The following is a 16580-nucleotide window of genomic DNA, read 5'->3' on the forward strand; positions in this document are numbered from 1 at the left end:
GCGACGATGTTGATCACCGGGACCCGTACCGGGATCGGAAAGTCCTTGGCGGAGCACTTCCTGGAGTGCGGGGACACGGTGATCGGTTGCAGCAGGCGCCCTTCCACGATCGACCACCCCCGGTACCGCCACTTCGAGTCGGACCTGACCGACCCGCAGCAGCTGAAGCGCATGTTCCGGTCCATCCGGCAGGAGTTCGGCCACCTCGACAGCGTGGTCAACAACGCCGGGACCGCGACCATGAACCACTTCATGCTGACCCCGGAGGAGACGACCCGGAAGATCTTCGACATCAACTTCTTCGCGGTGCTCGGATGCAGCCGCGAGGCGACCAAGCTGCTCCAGAGGAGCGAGCGGGCGAGCACGTCCATCCTCAACATCTCGACGGTCGCCGTCCCGTGGGCCCTCGACGGCCAACTGGTCTATTCGGCGAGCAAGGGCGCCGTCGAGCAGGCGACCCGGGTCATGAGCAAGGAACTGGCGTCCTTCGGCATCCGGGTGAACGCCCTGGGGCTGCCGATCGTCAGGACGGTCCTGACGCGGACGCTTCCCGACGAGGCGCGGGCGAACGTCCTCGCGCGACAGACCATCGGCCGCATGTGCGAGTTCGAGGACCTGGTCGGCCCGGTGGAGTTCCTGACGTCGGAGCGGTCCGGGTTCGTCACCGGCGAAACGATCTATCTGGGAGGAGTCCACTAGTGCGCGACACACTGACGGCCCGGCTGAGGAGCCTGAACGACCGCGTTGCCGTCATCGACCGCGGGATCACCCGTTCCTACGCGGAGCTGGCCGACGAGATCGACCGGCTGGGGGCGCTGTTCGAGGCATCGGGCGTGGAGGAGGGGGCGACGGCCGTCCTGCACGGAGACTTCTCCTTCTCCCAGATCGCCGCGTTCTACGCGCTCTACCTGCGCCGGAACGTCGTCGTCCCCATCGTGTCGTTCACCGAGGCGAGCCACGAGGCCGTGCGGAGCACCTGTCGTGCCGAGTACGTCGTCGCGGTGGGCGACGAGGTCACCGTGGAGCGCTGTGACCCGGCCGGCGGCGAGACGTCCGAGCGCGTCGACGCCCTCCGGGCGTCCGGGGCGTCCGGTCTCATCCTGCTCTCCAGCGGCTCGACGGGGAAGCCGAAGGCGATCCTCCACGACCTCGACGCGATCTTCGCGGAGAAGGCGGACGCGCCCGAGCACGTCAGCCGGACCCCGCGCAACATCCTGCTCTTCCTGCTGGCCGACCACATCGGCGGGATCAACTCGCTGCTCGGGGTGCTGCGTTCGCGGGCGACCGCCGTCATCCCCGCCGAGCGGACTCCCGGTGAGATCTGCTCGCTGGTCGAGAAGTACGGCATCCGCCTGCTGCCGACCAGCCCGACCTTCCTGAACCTCATCCTCATCGGCGGGTTCCACGAGAAGCACGACCTGTCGAGCCTGCGGCTCATCACCTACGGGACCGAACCGATGCCCGAGGAGCTCCTCAAGCGGGTGCACGCGGTGATTCCGGGAGCCCGTCTGCTCCAGACCTTCGGGACGAGCGAAACCGGCATCTCGACCACCAGCAGCAAGTCCTCCTCCAGCACCTCCTTCCGGATCGAGGACGACGGCTCCGAGTACCGGATCGTCGACGGCGAGCTCCAACTGCGGACGAAGACCCAGTTCCTCGGATACCTGAACTACTCGAACGAGGCCGTCACCGAGGACGGTTGGTTCCGCACCGGCGACCTGGTCGAGGAGACCGGGGACGGCTACATCAAGGTCAAGGGCCGGGCGGCCGAGGTCATCAACGTCGGCGGCGAGAAGGTGCTCCCGCTCGAACTGGAGTCCATTCTCCTCGGCAGTCCCGAGATCTCCGACTGCGTGGTCTTCGGCATGCCCAACTCCATCACCGGCCAGGCGGTCCATGTCGAGGTCGTGCCGGCAGGAAACCTCTCCAAGGTCGAACTCCGGCGTCACATAAGGGACTTCCTTGACGGCAAGGTCGAGCCGTTCAAGATTCCGACCAAGGTCACCATCGTCGCCCAGACGGCCTTCTCGGCCCGTTTCAAGAAGGACAGGAAGCTGAACCGTGGCTGATGTCGTGCTCCTCGGAGCATCCAAGTTCGCCGCCGAAGTCGCCCGTTACGTGCGCGGCGCGGGGCACGCCGTCGACCGTTTCCTCGCCCTCCCGGGCGAGGAGGTCACGGTTCCGGAAGGCCGGTGGGAGGAGATCTCCCGGGAGGCGCTGCCCGACGGCACCCGGGTCGTCCTGGCCGTGGCGGACATGGAGCTCCGGGCGGTGGCCGTCCGGGACTACGTCGAGGCGTGGAACCTCGACGCGATCAACGTGGTCGACGCGACCTCGACCGTCGACGAGGACGCCCTGCAGGGGGTCGGGAACATCATCGGGCCCGAGAACTACGTCGGGGTGAACGCCACCCTCGGGAGCTTCAACGTCCTCCACTACAAGTCGAGCATCGGCAACCACTCGCACGTGGGATCGCTGAACTTCATCTCGCCGAACTTCCACACCGGCAACACGGTCACGATCGGCTCCGGGAACTTCATCGGCATCGGCTGCCAGCTCGCGCCGGGCGTGACGGTCGGCGACGACTGCCGCATCCAGGCGGGGCTCACCCTCTTCGAGGACGCCCCGGGCGCCCGATCGTACCTCGTGCCCAGCCGCATCAAGTCCCTTCCCATTCAGTAGACCCGTAAGGACATCGCCATGAACCAGCAGCGTGTGGCCATCATCGGCGCCGGCCCGACCGGCTGTGCGGCCGCCCTCACCCTGGACAAGCTCGGCCACGAGGCCGTGGTCTTCGAGCGGGGCTCCTTCCCGCGCTACCGGGTCGGGGAGTCCTTCCTGCCGGGCTCGCTCTCGATCTACAACCGCCTCGGCCTGGAGGAGAAGATCAAGGAGGCCGGCTTCCTCAAGAAGCCGTCGGCGACCTTCCTGTGGGGCAAGGGCGAGGTGCCCTGGACGTTCTCCTTCTCCACCCCGAAGACCGCGCCGTGGGTCCTCGACCACGCCATCCAGGTCGACCGCGGCGAATTCGACCACATGCTCGTCGAGGAGGTCCGCGAGCGCGGCATCCCCCTCCACATGAACACCCCCGTGAACGCCGTGGACATCTCCGACCCGGACCGCGTCACCGTCTCCTACAAGCTCTCCGGCGAGACCAGGACCGACGCCTTCGACTACGTCATCGACGCCGGCGGCTCCGGCGGACCGCTCGCCCGCCAGCTGAAGAAGCGCCGCTACGACGAGTACTTCCGGAGCTTCGCGATCTGGTCGTACTTCAAGATGGCCGACCCGTTCGAGGGCGACCTCAAGGGCACCACGTTCTCGATCACCTTCGAGGACGGCTGGGTCTGGATGATTCCGCTCAAGGGCGACGTGTACAGCGTCGGTCTCGTCGTCGACCGCTCGAAGGCCGACGAGGTCAAGGAGCGCGGCTACGAGGAGTTCTACACCTCGACGCTGGCGAAGGCCGACCGAGCCGTGGCCATCCTCGACGGGGCCGAGCGCTGCGACCAGGTGCGCATCGTCCACGACTGGTCCTACGACTCGGAGCAGTACTCCGACGGGCGCTGGTTCCTCAGCGGCGACGCCGCGGCCTTCACCGACCCGCTGTTCTCGCAGGGCGTCCAGATGGCCGCCCAGTCGGCGGTGTCCGCCGCAGCCGCCATCGACCGCCTCAGCACGCATCCGGACGAGTCCGAGACGGTGCACGCCTGGTACACCCGCGCCTACCAGGAGACCTACGAGAAGTACCACGAGTTCTTGGCCGCCTTCTACACGATGGCCTCGTTCAGCGAGCCGGACTCCGAGTTCTGGTCCAAGCGCCGGATCCGCGCGTCCGACGACGACCGGGTCGAGCGCCGCCGTTGGTTCAGCGACCTGGTCAACGCGGACGACGGTTCGGGCTGGTCGGCCGAGGTGTTCCGGGAGCGCGCCACCACGATGATGAGCATCGGGCGCCACCAGCGGGACGGGCTGAGCTCCGAGTTCTCCGACGACGAACTGGTCCCGGCCCGCGTGCGGTGGGTGGCGAACCTGAACAAGATGCTGCGGAAGATCACGCGACTGGAGTGGGTCGGCGAAGAGGTCCTCCTCAAGCCCTACTACAAGATCGACCCGGTCGACTTCCGCCTCATGCCCAAGCAGGTGGTGGCGAACGAGTCCGGCCGCGAGATGCTCAAGTGGCGCCTGGACGAGCGGCACCAGAAGATCCTCCAGCGCATGCAGCAGGAGAACTTCGGCTTCAAGGAGCTGGAGGGCGAGCTGGCCGACGCCGACGGCGCCGACGTCAGTTCCCAAATCGTGATCCGCCTCTTCGAGGCCGGCCTGCTGCGCGGCTTCGACAAGAACGGCGACCAGGTCGTCATCCAGGACCGCCTGCGGTTCGACGGCGTCGGCACCGAGTACGAGGTCTAGGGTCCGCCGGTCCTACCCCGCCCCGGCACCGGCCGGGCTCCCGCGAGCGGTTGCGGCCGCTTTGCACAGCGAATCCGATAGGGGGAAATGAGTATGTCCAGATCGGTCCAGATCGCCGCGGCGGTCACGGACAAGAGCCTTGACCTGGTTCTCAAGGTCCTTCCGGCCCTGATCGTCATCATGGCCGCCTCCTGGGTGTGCGGCCGCCTCGCCCTGATGGTGAAGCAGCCCCGGGTGCTCGGTGAGATGGTCGCCGGTGTGCTCCTCGGCCCGACGCTCTTCGGCCTCCTGTGGCCCGAGGGGCAGAAGTTCATCTTCACGCCCGAGGTCAAGCCGGTCCTCTACGTGCTCAGCACCATCGGCCTCACGCTGTTCATGTTCCTGGTCGGCGTCGGCTTCGACCACAGCGGCAGCTCCAACGGGAAGCAGGAGGCCAAGCAGGCCGCCCTGCTCGCGGTGTCCGGCATGGTTCCGTCGCTGCTGCTCGGCGGAGCCGTCGGCTGGCTGATGTACGACCGTCTGTCCGAGCCCGGTGTGGGCAGCCTCGAGTTCGTGCTCTTCGTCGGCGGTGCGCTCTCCATCACCGCCTTCCCCATGCTGGCCCGCATCCTGTACGAGCGGGACCTGCAGAACACCTCGCTGGGCCGGATGACCCTGCTCGGCGCCTCCCTCGACGACGTGGCGGCCTGGTGCTTCCTCGCCGTGATCTCGGCCATGCACGCCGATGCCGGCGGCGCGAAGGCCCTGGGGACGATCGGTCTCTCCCTCGCCTTCGTGGCCCTCATGCTCCTCGTCGTGCGCCCCCTCCTCAAGCCGCTCGGGGACCACGTCGAGCGGACCGGAAAGTTCGGCCTCGACCAGATGTACCCGGTGCTCTGCGTCGTCATCGCGGCCGGCTACTTCACGGACTACATCGGCATCTACTCCGTGTTCGGCGGATTCGTCGCCGGTCTGGCCATGCCGAAGAACCACGCGTTCCGCGAGGCGGTGCTCACGCGCATGATGGACGTCGTCAGCGTCCTCCTGCTCCCGATCTTCTTCACCTTCTCGGGCTTGAACACCCGGCTCGACGGCCTCGGCGGATGGGCCATGGTCCTCCCCTTCCTGCTCATCCTCGCGGCGGCATTCATCGGGAAGTACTTCGGCTGCGGCCTCGCGCTGCGAGGGGCCGGTCTCCCCTGGCGCCAGTCCCTCGCCATCGGCGGTCTGATGAACGCCCGCGGTCTGATGATCCTGATCTTCATCAACATCGGGCTGGCGCAGGGGATCATCGGCCAGGAGCTCTTCTCCATGCTGGTGCTCGTCGCCGTGATCACCACCGCCCTCGCGATGCCGCTCTACCGCTGGGCCCTGCCCGACCACATCGAGCGGGAGATCCTCGTCCAGGAGGGCGTCATCGCGGAAGAACGCACGGAGAGCCCCGTCGCCGAGCACGAACTGGCCGCGTCCGCCAGGTGAACGCCCTCCTCGTGCCGACGAGACCCCTGGCACTGCGGACCACCGGACGGACCCCGGCGCCACGCGTGGCGGTGCAGCGCGAACGTCAGGCAGCGGTGTCCGAGGGGGCGTGAGCCGCGGGCCCCGCGGGCTCCGGGGTCGATCAGCCGGTCGTTCCCGTCGCGGCCGGCCCCGACACCGTCCGTCCCGTCGTGGCCCTCCCCGACACCGTCCGTCCCGTCGGGGAGGGCCACCATCGTCAACGGCTCCGTCGGATGACCGCCGAGGTCACTACGTGCCCCTCGGAGGCGGTGCCGCCGACCGCCCACCGGCCGAGGATCGCAGGCCGTGCGGACGGCACGGTGTCCGAAAGGTCCTGCCGCAGCCACGCGGTGAAGGTCGCGGCGGCGGGGTCGAGGGATATCGTGCAGTCTCGGAGATCGAACCACCGTCGGGTCAGCGGGAACCAGGCCTTGAAGACGCTCTCCTTGGCGGAGAACAAGACCCGGTCCCAGGCCACCCCCGGGTGGTTCGAGCGCAGCGCGGCCAGGTCGTCCAGCTCGTCGGGGCCGGCGATCCTGCTGAGGGCCGGAGGGGGGAGGCGGTCGTGGGGTTCGGCGTCGATGCCCAGGGCGAGGACGTCGGTGACGTCCGCGACGGCGGCGGCCCGGTATCCGTCACAGTGGGTCAGGCAGCCGGTGTACCCCGGCGGCCAGGTCGGATACCGGACCAGGAACTCGGCGCCGGTCGCGGTGGGCACCAGCGGGCCGGCGGGCGCGCCCACCGAGGCCAGGGCCTGACGGGCGCACCACCGTACGTCCCGGAACTCGCGGTGACGGGCCGGGGTGGCTCCGGCGATGTATTCCTCTTCGGCCGGGAAAAGCGTGATCTCATGGCCGTTCTCCCAGGATTCCACTCCCACGGTGCCGGCCGGAAGGACTTGGGAAATGAGGTCCGCATTCATGCGCGCCTGAGACTGGTTCATGGAATGTTTCCTAAGTGTCCGAGGATTATCGGGGTCAGGTGTTTCCCATGCGGTACGCGAAAGTCCTGCTCTCTGTCGCGCTCCACGCCGATCCTACTGTATTGATTCCGCAATTTTCGGCGTGACGCCGATTCGACGGATGGAAACGAAATGAGACGACTGTGAAACCCGGAACCGTTCACCGCATTTCCTTGCGGCGTCATTCCGTGTGCAGAGGAGGCGAGAGGTGACTTCGAAATCCGGCGGCACGAAGCGGCTCTTGGCCATCAGTGACCTTCACATCGGTTACGAGGAGAATCGCGCTCTCGTCGAGAAGATGCGCCCCGAATCCGACGAGGACTGGCTGCTCGTGGCCGGGGACGTCGCCGAGACCGTAGCCGACGTCCAATGGGCCCTCGAGGTGCTGGCGAGCCGTTTCCGCAAGGTCATCTGGGTTCCGGGGAACCACGAACTGTGGACCCACCCGCGGGACCCCGTCACTCTGTACGGCACCGCCCGCTACGCACACCTGGTGGACCTCTGCCGCGAGCTGGGCGTCACCACCCCCGAAGATCCGTATCCGATCTGGGACGGGGGCGGCGGTCCCGTCGTCGTGGCACCGCTGTTCCTGCTGTACGACTACAGCTTCCTGCCGGACGGCTGCAACAGCAAGGACGAGGGGCTGGCCTACGCGCGGGGCACGGGAGTCGTGTGCAACGACGAGTACCTGCTCCACCCCGATCCCTACCCGAGCCGCGAGGCCTGGTGCCGGGCCCGGGTCGCCGAGACCGAGCGCAGGCTGTCCGAAATCCCCGAGGACCTGCCCACCGTCCTCGTCAACCATTACCCGCTGGATCGTCATCCCATGGATGTCCTGCGGTACCCGGAGTTCTCCATGTGGTGCGGCACGCGGCTGACCGCCGACTGGCACCGCAGATTCCGTGCGGTCGCCATGGTCTACGGCCATCTCCACATCCCGCGGACCACCCATTGCGACGGCGTCCGCTTCGAGGAGGTGTCCGTGGGATATCCGCGTGAGTGGCGCACGCGCCGGGAATCACCGGGAAGGCTGCGCCACATCCTGCCGATGGAGACGGGCCTTTCGTCCCCGTAGGAGCGGGACGGCCGAGGGGGCGTCCCGCCCGAGCTCGCCCCCTCGCCCGCACGTCGCTCCGAAAGGACCGAGAAGACCGGGACCGGCGGGACCTCGGTCAAGGCCGCCGTCCGGAATTCCGGGTGGGCGCGGAGGCCCTGACGGCGTGGAAAGGAACAATCGCGTTGGCCAGGGCCTGGGGGGGGCGTGCAGGGAATCAGGGCGTTTCCCGCGCCGACGCTGCCGGTCGAGGCGGCAGCTGCGTGATCGCCTTCATCGCCTCGGCCAGGGACGGGGCGAGGCGAGGCCTCGCGGTCAGACCTCGATGATGCGGACGCCGGGGCCGCAGAGCATCAGGAGGTCTTCGGGGTCCGACGTCAGGACGGTCGCTGGGGCCGGCGAGGTGAGCGCGGTGGCGGCCACGATGGCGTCGAGGGCGTACGTGTGGCCGTGCAGCCCGACCGCAGCCAGGAGTTTGCTCGCATGGCGGGCGATGGCTTCGTTGGGCGGGACGATGTTCACGCGGGAGACGGCGTAGGCGAAGCGGGTTTGGTTGACCTCGGGGTCGCGTGCTTCGACGAGGGTGACGGAGCTGGTGACGACGCGGATGTCTTCGGCTTCGGCTGCCGTGAGCCACTCGGTGATCCCAGGTGTGCGTCGTACCAGTTTGGACAGGCCTTCGCGGTCCAGGACGAGCGTGCCGCTCACGCGGCGTCCGCCGAGCCGGCCGTCTCGCCGCGGAGGACCGCACGTGTGGCGTCGACAGCCGACTGGTCGACCGGGCCGTGCGCGGCTTCCGCGTCCTCGATGAGTTCGCGCAGTCGGTCCCGCTCCAGTTGGCGCTGGATGGGGGACTCGACGTAGGCGGACATGCCTCGCTTGCCCGTACGTGCCTTGAGGGCAGCGATGGTGCCTTCGTGGAGCGAGACCGATACGGGCCGGACGGGCCCTTCGCCGGGCGCCGGGGAGGTAGCCGTGGGGCCCGATAACAAGACTCTTGTTATCGGGCAGATGGTGGTTCGATCCGCTGTGCCCGAGGGACATCCATCGCTGCGCGGGTGCCGCGAACTTCCAGGTCGCACGCCCATCGGTGGGGGATCCACCAGGGACTTTTCAGCGACCTTCCTGTCTGTCCCGGGGAGATTCCAGGGACTTTCCGCCGTTCGGGCAGGGAAGGCCCTGACCGCGCTGAAAGATGAAAACGCGCTGGTCAGGGCCTACGGGCTCAGCACTCGATGATGTTCACCGCGAGGCCGCCGCGCGCGGTCTCCTTGTACTTCACGCTCATGTCGGCGCCCGTCTCCTTCATGGTCTTGATGACCTTGTCGAGGGAGACCAGGTGGCTGCCGTCGCCGCGCATCGACATCTTCGCCGCGGTGACGGCCTTGACCGCCGCCATGCCGTTCCGCTCGATGCAGGGGATCTGGACCAGGCCGCCGACCGGGTCGCAGGTCAGGCCCAGGTTGTGCTCCATGCCGATCTCGGCCGCGTTCTCCACCTGCTCCGGGGAGCCGCCGAGGACCTCGGCGAGCGCACCGGCCGCCATCGAGCAGGCCGAGCCGACCTCGCCCTGGCAGCCGACCTCGGCGCCGGAGATCGAGGCGTTCTCCTTGAAGAGCATGCCGACCGCGCCGGCCGCCAGGAGGAAGCGGACCACGCCGTCCTCCTTCTCCTCCGGAGAGGCTCCGCCGCATCCGAAGTTCATGTAGTAGTGCAGGACGGCGGGGATGATGCCGGCCGCGCCGTTGGTCGGGGCGGTGACCACCCGGCCGCCCGCCGCGTTCTCCTCGTTCACGGCCATCGCGTAGAGGGTGATCCACTCCATGGCGTGCGCGGCCGGGTCCCCCTCCGAGCGCAGCTTGCGGGCGGAGGTCGCGGCGCGGCGGCGGACCTTCAGGCCGCCGGGCAGGATGCCTTCCCGGGACATGCCGCGCGAGACGCAGGACTGCATGACGCGCCAGATCTCCAGGAGGCCGGTGCGGATCTCCTCCTCGGTGCGCCAGGCCTTCTCGTTCTCCAGCATCAGGGAGGAGATCGACAGGCCGGTGTCCTTGGTGAGGCGGAGCAGCTCGTCGCCGGTGCGGAAGGGGTACTTCAGGACGGTGTCGTCCGGGATGATCGGGTTCTCGCCGGCGACCGCGTCCTCGTCGACGACGAAGCCGCCGCCGACGGAGTAGTAGGTCTTCTCCAGGACGAGGCCGCCCGCGGCGTCGTACGCGAAGACGGTCATGCCGTTGGCGTGGTAGGGCAGTGCCTTGCGCCGGTGGAGGATCAGGTCCGCGTCGAAGTCGAAGGGGATCTCGTGCGCGCCGAGCAGGTTGATCCGGCCGCTCGCCTTGATCCGTTCGAACTCGTCGTCGGCGGTCTCCACGTCGACGGTGCGGGGCGAGTTGCCCTCCAGGCCGAGGAGGACGGCCTTCGGGGTGCCGTGTCCGTGCCCGGTGGCGCCGAGCGAGCCGTACAGCTCCGCCCGTATCGCCGCGGTGTGGGCGAGCAGGCCCTCGTTCTTCAGCCGGCGGGCGAACATCCGGGCCGCGCGCATGGGGCCCACCGTGTGGGAGCTCGACGGGCCGATGCCGATCGAGAACAGGTCGAAGACCGAGATGGCCACGGGAGGACTCCTTGTGGGGGGCTAGACGCCGTTGTCTGCCGGGGTGGCGCAGAACGAGCAGGAAGGGGAGGGAAAGGGCCGGGGCACCGCGCCCACTGTCCAGTGTGCGCGGTGCCCCGGATTTTTCGTACGGACGAACCCTGGAACAAAAGGGTACGAAATTACTTCAGGCCGGGGTACAGCGGGTGCTTGTCCGCGAGGGCGGTCACCCGGGCCTTCAGTGCCTCGGCGTCGAAGCCGGGCTTCAGGGTCTCGGCGATGATGTCGGCGACCTCGGCGAAGTCCTCGGCACCGAAGCCGCGGGTCGCCAGGGCCGGCGTGCCGATGCGCAGGCCGGAGGTGACCATCGGCGGGCGCGGGTCGTTCGGAACGGCGTTCCGGTTGACCGTGATGCCGACCTCGTGGAGGCGGTCCTCGGCCTGCTGGCCGTCCAGCTCGCTGTCGCGCAGGTCGACCAGGAGCAGGTGCACGTCGGTGCCGCCGGACAGGACGGAGACGCCGTGCTGCTTGACGTCGTCCTGGACCAGCCGCTCGGCGATGATCCGGGCGCCGTCCAGGGTGCGCTGCTGGCGCTCCTTGAACTCCTCCGAGGCCGCGACCTTGAAGGAGACGGCCTTGGCCGCGATCACGTGCTCCAGCGGGCCGCCCTGGAAGCCGGGGAAGACCGAGGAGTTCAGCTTCTTGGCGAACTCCTTCTTCGCCAGGATGATGCCGCCGCGCGGTCCGCCGAGCGTCTTGTGCGTGGTGGAGGTGACCACGTCCGCGTACTCGACGGGGTTCGGGTGCAGACCCGCGGCGACCAGGCCCGCGAAGTGGGCCATGTCGACCCACAGGTAGGCCTCGACCTCGTCGGCGATCCGGCGGAACTCGGCGAAGTCCAGCTGGCGCGGGTAGGCGGACCAGCCCGCGATGATCACCTTGGGGCGGTGCTCCTTGGCGAGGCGCTCGACCTCGGCCATGTCGACCAGACCGGCCTCGTCCACGTGGTACGCCACCACGTTGAACTGCTTGCCCGAGAAGTTCAGGCGCATGCCGTGGGTGAGGTGGCCGCCGTGCGCCAGGTCCAGGCCGAGGATCGTGTCGCCGGGCTGGGCGATCGCGAACAGGGCGGCCTGGTTGGCGGAGGCGCCGGAGTGCGGCTGGACGTTGGCGTACTCGGCGCCGAACAGGTCCTTGATCCGGTCGATGGCGATCTGCTCGGCCACGTCGACGTGCTCGCAGCCGCCGTAGTAGCGGCGGCCCGGGTAGCCCTCGGCGTACTTGTTGGTGAGGACGGAGCCCTGGGCCTCCATGACGGCGACCGGAGCGAAGTTCTCCGAGGCGATCATTTCGAGGGTGGACTGCTGGCGGCGGAGCTCGGCGTCGACGGCGGCGGCGACGTCCGGGTCCAGCTCGTGGAGGGGAGTGTTCAGAAGCGACATGAATCGATCCCTAGGGGTCTCGGGCCCGGTCTCAGCCGGCGGAGAACGCGGTGTACTCGTCGGCGGAGAGCAGATCGTCCGGCGTCTCCGCGACGCGCACCTTGAACAGCCAGCCACCCTCGAACGGAGCCGTGTTCACCAGCGACGGGTCGTCCACCACGTCCTGGTTGGCCTCCACGACCTCGCCGCTCACGGGGGAGTAGAGGTCGCTCACGGACTTCGTCGACTCCAGCTCGCCGCAGGTCTCGCCCGCGGTGACGGTCTGACCGACCTCGGGGAGCTGGGCGTAGACGACGTCACCGAGCGCGTTGGCCGCGAACTCCGTGATGCCGACGGTCGCGACGCCGCCCTCGGCGTCCGACAGCCACTCGTGCTCCTTGGTGTAGCGCAGCTGCTGGGGGTTGCTCATGACCTGATTCTCCTGGATCTGGGGAGTGCTGATGTACGCGGGTCTCGCGGGCTGAGACCCGGGGTGGGACGACTGCGTCACTTCTGGCGCTTGTAGAACGGCAGTGCCACGACCTCGTAGGGCTCGTGGGCGCCGCGGATGTCCACACCTACACCCTGGGTGCCGGGCTCGGCGTGCGCCGCGTCCACGTAGGCGATCGCGATCGGCTTTCCGAGGGTCGGGGACGGGGCGCCCGAGGTCACCTCGCCGATGACCTCGCCGTCCTTGACGACCGAGAACCCGGCGCGCGGGACCCGGCGGCCCTCGGCGATCAGGCCGACCAGCTTGCGCGGCGGCGCGCTCTCGGCGCGCTCGGCCGCGGCCTCCAGGGCCTTGCGGCCGACGAAGTCGCCCGGCTTCTCGAACTTCACGACCCGGCCCAGACCGGCGTCGAAGGGGGTGAGGGAGGTGGTCAGCTCGTGGCCGTACAGCGGCATGCCCGCCTCCAGGCGGAGCGTGTCGCGGCAGGACAGGCCGCAGGGGATCAGGCCGACGCCCTCGCCCGCCTCGGTCAGCGCCTTCCACACGGCCTCGGCGTGCTCGGGCTTCAGGAACAGCTCGAAGCCGTCCTCGCCGGTGTAACCGGTGCGGGCGATCAGCGCGGGCAGGCCGGCGACGGTGCCGGGCAGGCCGGCGTAGTACTTCAGCCCGTCCAGGTCGGCGTCGGTGAGCGACTTCAGGATGCCGGGGGACTCCGGGCCCTGGACCGCGATCAGGGCGTACGCCTCGCGGTCGTCGCGCACCTCGGCGTCGAAGCCCTCGGAGCGGGCGACGAGGGCGTCCAGGACGATCTGGGCGTTGGAGGCGTTCGCGACGACCATGTACTCGGTCTCGCCGAGGCGGTACACGATCAGGTCGTCGAGGATGCCGCCGTCCTCCTGGCAGATCATCGTGTAGCGGGCGCGGCCGTTGCCCACGGTGGAGATGTTGCCGACGAGGGCGAAGTCCAGCAGGTCGACGGCCTGCGGGCCGGTGACGGTGATCTCGCCCATGTGGGAGAGGTCGAAGAGGCCGGCCTTGGTGCGCACGGCGTTGTGCTCGTCGCGCTCGCTGCCGTAGCGCAGCGGCATGTCCCAGCCGGCGAAGTCGGTCATGGTCGCGCCCAGCGAACGATGCAGGGCATCGAGGGCGGTCAGACGGGGGGCAGTGCTCATGGGGTGGCTCCCGGGTCCCAAGGGCGTGATCGGTGGGGAAAACATGACGGGCGAGGACGTCCTCCCCATCTGTCATGGAACCTGAGAGGTTCACCGAGGGCATCCTCGGCTTGCACCTTGGGTGGGGACGCCAGGGCGTCCCGCTTTTCAGATCTGCCTCATCCACGCGGTATCGGGGCCTGAGAGATTCAAGGGAGGGTCTTGCTCCTTCGGCGCCCGGACGCACTCGGCGGTCCGGAACTCTCCCGCGCGGATTCGAGCGGCCGGTATGCGATTGTGCGGCGACTGTGCGCGCCTGGCGGGCACATCATTGCACGCGGGGTCGGCGGGGCAAATCGCTTGTGCCCCATTACTCTTTCTTTACACTTCCTGGGCAAGGGTCTCCTCAGGTCTCCGGAGACCTGAGGAGGGGGAAGGCCATGACGATCCACCAGACCGGCGCGTACGCCACGGGCACCGGCATACCGTCCCAGCGGGCCCGCGCCCGGAGCCGCGGTCGCGGCCGGCTCCTGCGGGACCTGCGCGCACGCGGCGGTCGGGGCCCCCGCGCCCTCACCTTCGCCCCCGGTGACCTGGTGGTCGTCTCCGGGCTGCCGGGCAGCGGCAAGTCCACCCTGATGAAGCGCGCCGCGGAGGGCCTCGGCATCGACTCCCAGGACGCCCGTGAGCGCTGGGAGGCCCGGATGCCCCGCATCCTCCCGTACGCCGTCTACCGTCCCCTGGTCCGGCTCGCGCACTACGCGGCACTGCACCGCGCCCTGCGCTCCGGCGCCGGGGTGGTCGTCCACGACTGCGGCACCCAGGCCTGGGTGCGCGGCTGGCTCGCCCGCGAGGCGCGACGGCGGGGCCGGGGCCTGCACCTGCTCCTCCTCGACGTCACCCCGGACACCGCCAAGGCCGGCCAGCGGGCCAGGGGGCGGGGCGTCTCCGCGTACGCCTTCGCCCGCCACCGCCGGGCCGTCGGCCGGCTGGTGCGGGCCGCCGAGTCCGGCAACCTGCCGCACGGTTGCGCCTCGGCGACCCTGCTCGACCGGGACGCCGCCGACGCCCTCCGTGCGATCGGCTTCCGCGAGGCGGCCTGACGGGCGACGACCTGACGGAGGGGCGGACCTGACGGAGGGGCGGACCCGACGGAGGGGCGGCGACGAGGCGGGGCACGGGTGGTGTCCCGCACGTCCGGGGACGCCCGTACCCTTCCCTTTTGGCCACGACGGTGCCGGGGCGGCGTTAGGGTGCTGCCCGGCGGCCGGTGCGGCAGGCCGTGCGAGAGGGGAAGGGCGAGACCGTGGACGTGACGTGGCCGGGCAATGAGCTCGAAGAGGTCCTTGCCGCCTCACTCGGCAATCCGGAGGCCGGCAGCCGACTGGTCGAGGTGTTGGGGCGCAGCCAGGTCTGGGTCCCCCTGCCCAACGGCGGCGGCCCGGAGAGCCGCGACCTCGATCTCGCCACGATGGAGATCGACGGTGTGGCCTACGTCCCCGTCTTCAGCTCCGAGCAACAGTTCCTCGCCTGTGTGGGGGACCACATGTCGTTCACCGTGGCCCCGGCCCGGGACTTCGCCCGCGGCCTGCCCCCGCAGCTCGGCATCGCCGTGAACCCCGGCGGCACCGTCGGCGTCCCGCTGCCCCCGCCCGCCGTCGCCGAGCTCTGCCGCACCGGTCGCACTCCGCTCGACGGCCCCGCCAGCGGCGGACGCGTCCGGCTCTTCGAGCCCGATTGGCAGGACGACCCGGTCGACTTCCTCGCCGCCGCCTCCGCCGAGTTCGAGGCCGTCGGCGCCATCGCCACCGCCCGCCGTGCCCTCGCCAGCGTCGAGGGCACCGAACCGGCCCTCTTCATCGGCGTCCAGCTCTCCCACTGGGAGGGCGCCGACCGCACCGCCCCCCTGGACGCCCTGGGCCGGGCGCTCGGGCGGGTCGAGGTCGCCTGGCCGGTCAACCTGATCCTGCTGGACGTGGCACAGGACCCGGTCGGCGACTGGATGGTGGAGCGGGTGCGCCCCTTCTACCAGCGCGCCGGTGTGTGAGCGGGACCCTGTTTAAGCTGAACTGACTCGATTGCTGGACAGACGTACGTGGTGGACGGAAGAGGGGCGGGACCGAGGGTGAGCGCGTCAGGCACCGCTGCGACCGGACAGGTCGAGCACATGCTGCGCCAGGTGGCACCCGGACGCTACGACGCGTACGAGCAGTTGCTGCACGCCCTGGTGGGCGGCGAGCTCTGGATGCTGCTCTGGCAGGGCGCACCCGGTTCGCCCGACGCCCAGTACGGGAACATGGAGGTCGACGGCTACGGCTACGCGCCCTGCGTCACCTCCGCCCAGGAGTTCGCCGTCGCCGGCTGGAACCGGGCCCACGAACGCGTCACCGGTCGCGAGATCGCCCGCGCCCTCTATCCGGACCGCTGGGGCATCTGGCTCAATCCGCATGCCCCGGGCGGCGGCGTGGGCATTCCCTGGGCCGACCTCCGCCGGATCGCCACCGGTCTCGACCGGATGCCCGCCGGGCCGCTGCGCGTCACCGAGCCCGCCCTGGAGGTCCCGCAGTTCTACGCCCTGCTCACGCAGAACGCGCACCGCACCCCGGTCATCCGGTCCTTGCGCCGCGGATGGGTGCAGCCCGCACTCGGTTCCGCGTACCTGGTCATCGGCCTCGACCTGTACGACACCTCCCCGGCGGCCGTCGACACCGTCCGTTCGATGATGCGGCAGTCGATCGGTGCGGTGCCCGAGGGCCTGCCCGTCTCGACGGTCGCGCTCTCCGACGCGTACGACCCGGTCGCGCTGTGGCTGCGGGCCAACGCGCGGCCGTTCTACGACCGCGAGGCGCACGGCGGGCGCGGACCGGCCGCCGCCCCGGGGTACGGATACCCGCCGCCGGCGCCGTCCGGATACTGAGACGCCACCCCCGCCCCCTTGTGGTCGAAGGCCTCCGGAATCCACTCCGGAGGCCTTCGTTCACCCCCATTGGTCAGCTCACGGCACTGGTTGAGCGACATGTCCGATTCCGCGGAAGAGAGCCCCGGTTGGTCCGCTCACGT

At 69.5% G+C, this 16580-nt stretch carries 16 protein-coding genes and 1 riboswitch; of the genes, 9 read left to right on the top strand and 7 right to left on the bottom strand.

All coding sequences use genetic code 11. From position 1 onward, the window contains the following. Window positions 1–6 precede the first annotated feature (6 nt). The 5 genes from ACFW22_RS02685 to ACFW22_RS02705 all read left to right on the top strand — a co-directional run bounded on the left by ACFW22_RS02685 (window position 7) and on the right by ACFW22_RS02705 (window position 5871). Window positions 7–699: an SDR family NAD(P)-dependent oxidoreductase gene (locus tag ACFW22_RS02685; protein ID WP_386397808.1), complete on the top strand. Its 693-nt coding sequence runs from the start codon at window positions 7–9 to the stop codon at window positions 697–699. Then, window positions 699–2069 carry a fatty acid--CoA ligase family protein gene (locus ACFW22_RS02690; RefSeq protein ID WP_386397811.1) on the top strand — a complete coding sequence of 457 codons (1371 nt, stop codon included), beginning with the start codon at window positions 699–701 and terminating at the stop codon, window positions 2067–2069. The genes ACFW22_RS02685 and ACFW22_RS02690 overlap by 1 nt, the downstream gene beginning before the upstream one ends. Further along, a complete protein-coding gene (locus tag ACFW22_RS02695; protein ID WP_386397814.1) occupies window positions 2062–2682 on the top strand; it encodes a hypothetical protein in 621 nt (206 codons plus the stop codon). The genes ACFW22_RS02690 and ACFW22_RS02695 overlap by 8 nt, the downstream gene beginning before the upstream one ends. A gap of 18 nt (window positions 2683–2700) precedes the next feature. Next, a complete protein-coding gene (cmlS, locus tag ACFW22_RS02700) occupies window positions 2701–4413 on the top strand; it encodes a chloramphenicol-biosynthetic FADH2-dependent halogenase CmlS (RefSeq protein WP_386397818.1) in 1713 nt (570 codons plus the stop codon). Window positions 4414–4506: 93 nt separating this feature from the next. After that, window positions 4507–5871: a cation:proton antiporter gene (locus tag ACFW22_RS02705; protein WP_386397821.1), complete on the top strand. Its 1365-nt coding sequence runs from the start codon at window positions 4507–4509 to the stop codon at window positions 5869–5871. A 238-nt stretch (window positions 5872–6109) separates the two neighbouring features. On the opposite strand, the gene ACFW22_RS02710 is transcribed toward ACFW22_RS02705, so the two are convergent. Next, on the bottom strand, window positions 6110–6835 hold the full coding sequence (locus ACFW22_RS02710; protein WP_386397826.1) for a 4'-phosphopantetheinyl transferase: 726 nt from the start codon (window positions 6833–6835) through the stop codon (window positions 6110–6112). 226 nt (window positions 6836–7061) lie between these two features. Here ACFW22_RS02710 and ACFW22_RS02715 point away from each other — a divergent pair, with 226 nt between their 5' ends. After that, complete coding sequence (locus tag ACFW22_RS02715; protein WP_386397828.1) at window positions 7062–7928, top strand: metallophosphoesterase family protein; 867 nt, start codon at window positions 7062–7064, stop codon at window positions 7926–7928. 294 nt (window positions 7929–8222) lie between these two features. Here ACFW22_RS02715 and ACFW22_RS02720 read toward each other — a convergent pair whose 3' ends face one another. From ACFW22_RS02720 to gcvT, 6 genes are all read right to left on the bottom strand, one after another. After that, window positions 8223–8615, bottom strand: coding sequence for a type II toxin-antitoxin system VapC family toxin (locus ACFW22_RS02720; RefSeq protein ID WP_386397831.1), 393 nt, complete (start codon window positions 8613–8615; stop codon window positions 8223–8225). Beyond that, window positions 8612–8779, bottom strand: coding sequence for a hypothetical protein (locus ACFW22_RS02725; protein ID WP_386397834.1), 168 nt, complete (start codon window positions 8777–8779; stop codon window positions 8612–8614). Before ACFW22_RS02725 ends, ACFW22_RS02720 begins: the two co-directional genes overlap by 4 nt. Before the next feature lie 353 nt (window positions 8780–9132). Next, complete coding sequence (locus ACFW22_RS02730) at window positions 9133–10518, bottom strand: L-serine ammonia-lyase (protein WP_386397836.1); 1386 nt, start codon at window positions 10516–10518, stop codon at window positions 9133–9135. A 161-nt stretch (window positions 10519–10679) separates the two neighbouring features. Next, complete coding sequence (gene glyA, locus ACFW22_RS02735) at window positions 10680–11939, bottom strand: serine hydroxymethyltransferase (RefSeq protein ID WP_384879907.1); 1260 nt, start codon at window positions 11937–11939, stop codon at window positions 10680–10682. Between the two features lie 31 nt (window positions 11940–11970). Further along, entirely contained in the window at window positions 11971–12348 is a 378-nt protein-coding gene (gene gcvH / locus ACFW22_RS02740; protein WP_386397841.1) for a glycine cleavage system protein GcvH, read from the bottom strand. 77 nt (window positions 12349–12425) lie between these two features. After that, window positions 12426–13541: a glycine cleavage system aminomethyltransferase GcvT gene (gene gcvT / locus ACFW22_RS02745; protein WP_386397843.1), complete on the bottom strand. Its 1116-nt coding sequence runs from the start codon at window positions 13539–13541 to the stop codon at window positions 12426–12428. 157 nt (window positions 13542–13698) lie between these two features. Continuing rightward, window positions 13699–13799: riboswitch (glycine riboswitch) on the bottom strand. A gap of 161 nt (window positions 13800–13960) precedes the next feature. Between gcvT and ACFW22_RS02750 the strand changes: the two genes are divergently transcribed. From ACFW22_RS02750 to ACFW22_RS02760, 3 genes are all read left to right on the top strand, one after another. Next, window positions 13961–14623: an AAA family ATPase gene (locus ACFW22_RS02750; protein WP_386397846.1), complete on the top strand. Its 663-nt coding sequence runs from the start codon at window positions 13961–13963 to the stop codon at window positions 14621–14623. A 203-nt stretch (window positions 14624–14826) separates the two neighbouring features. Further along, window positions 14827–15567, top strand: a complete 741-nt coding sequence (locus ACFW22_RS02755; protein WP_386397849.1) for an enhanced serine sensitivity protein SseB — start codon at window positions 14827–14829, stop codon at window positions 15565–15567. A 78-nt stretch (window positions 15568–15645) separates the two neighbouring features. After that, entirely contained in the window at window positions 15646–16437 is a 792-nt protein-coding gene (locus ACFW22_RS02760) for an enhanced serine sensitivity protein SseB C-terminal domain-containing protein (RefSeq protein WP_386397852.1), read from the top strand. The last annotated feature ends 143 nt before the right edge of the window (window positions 16438–16580 follow it).

It is taken from the genome of Streptomyces sp. NPDC058872 (genome assembly GCF_042743065.1).
Classification (GTDB): domain Bacteria; phylum Actinomycetota; class Actinomycetes; order Streptomycetales; family Streptomycetaceae; genus Streptomyces.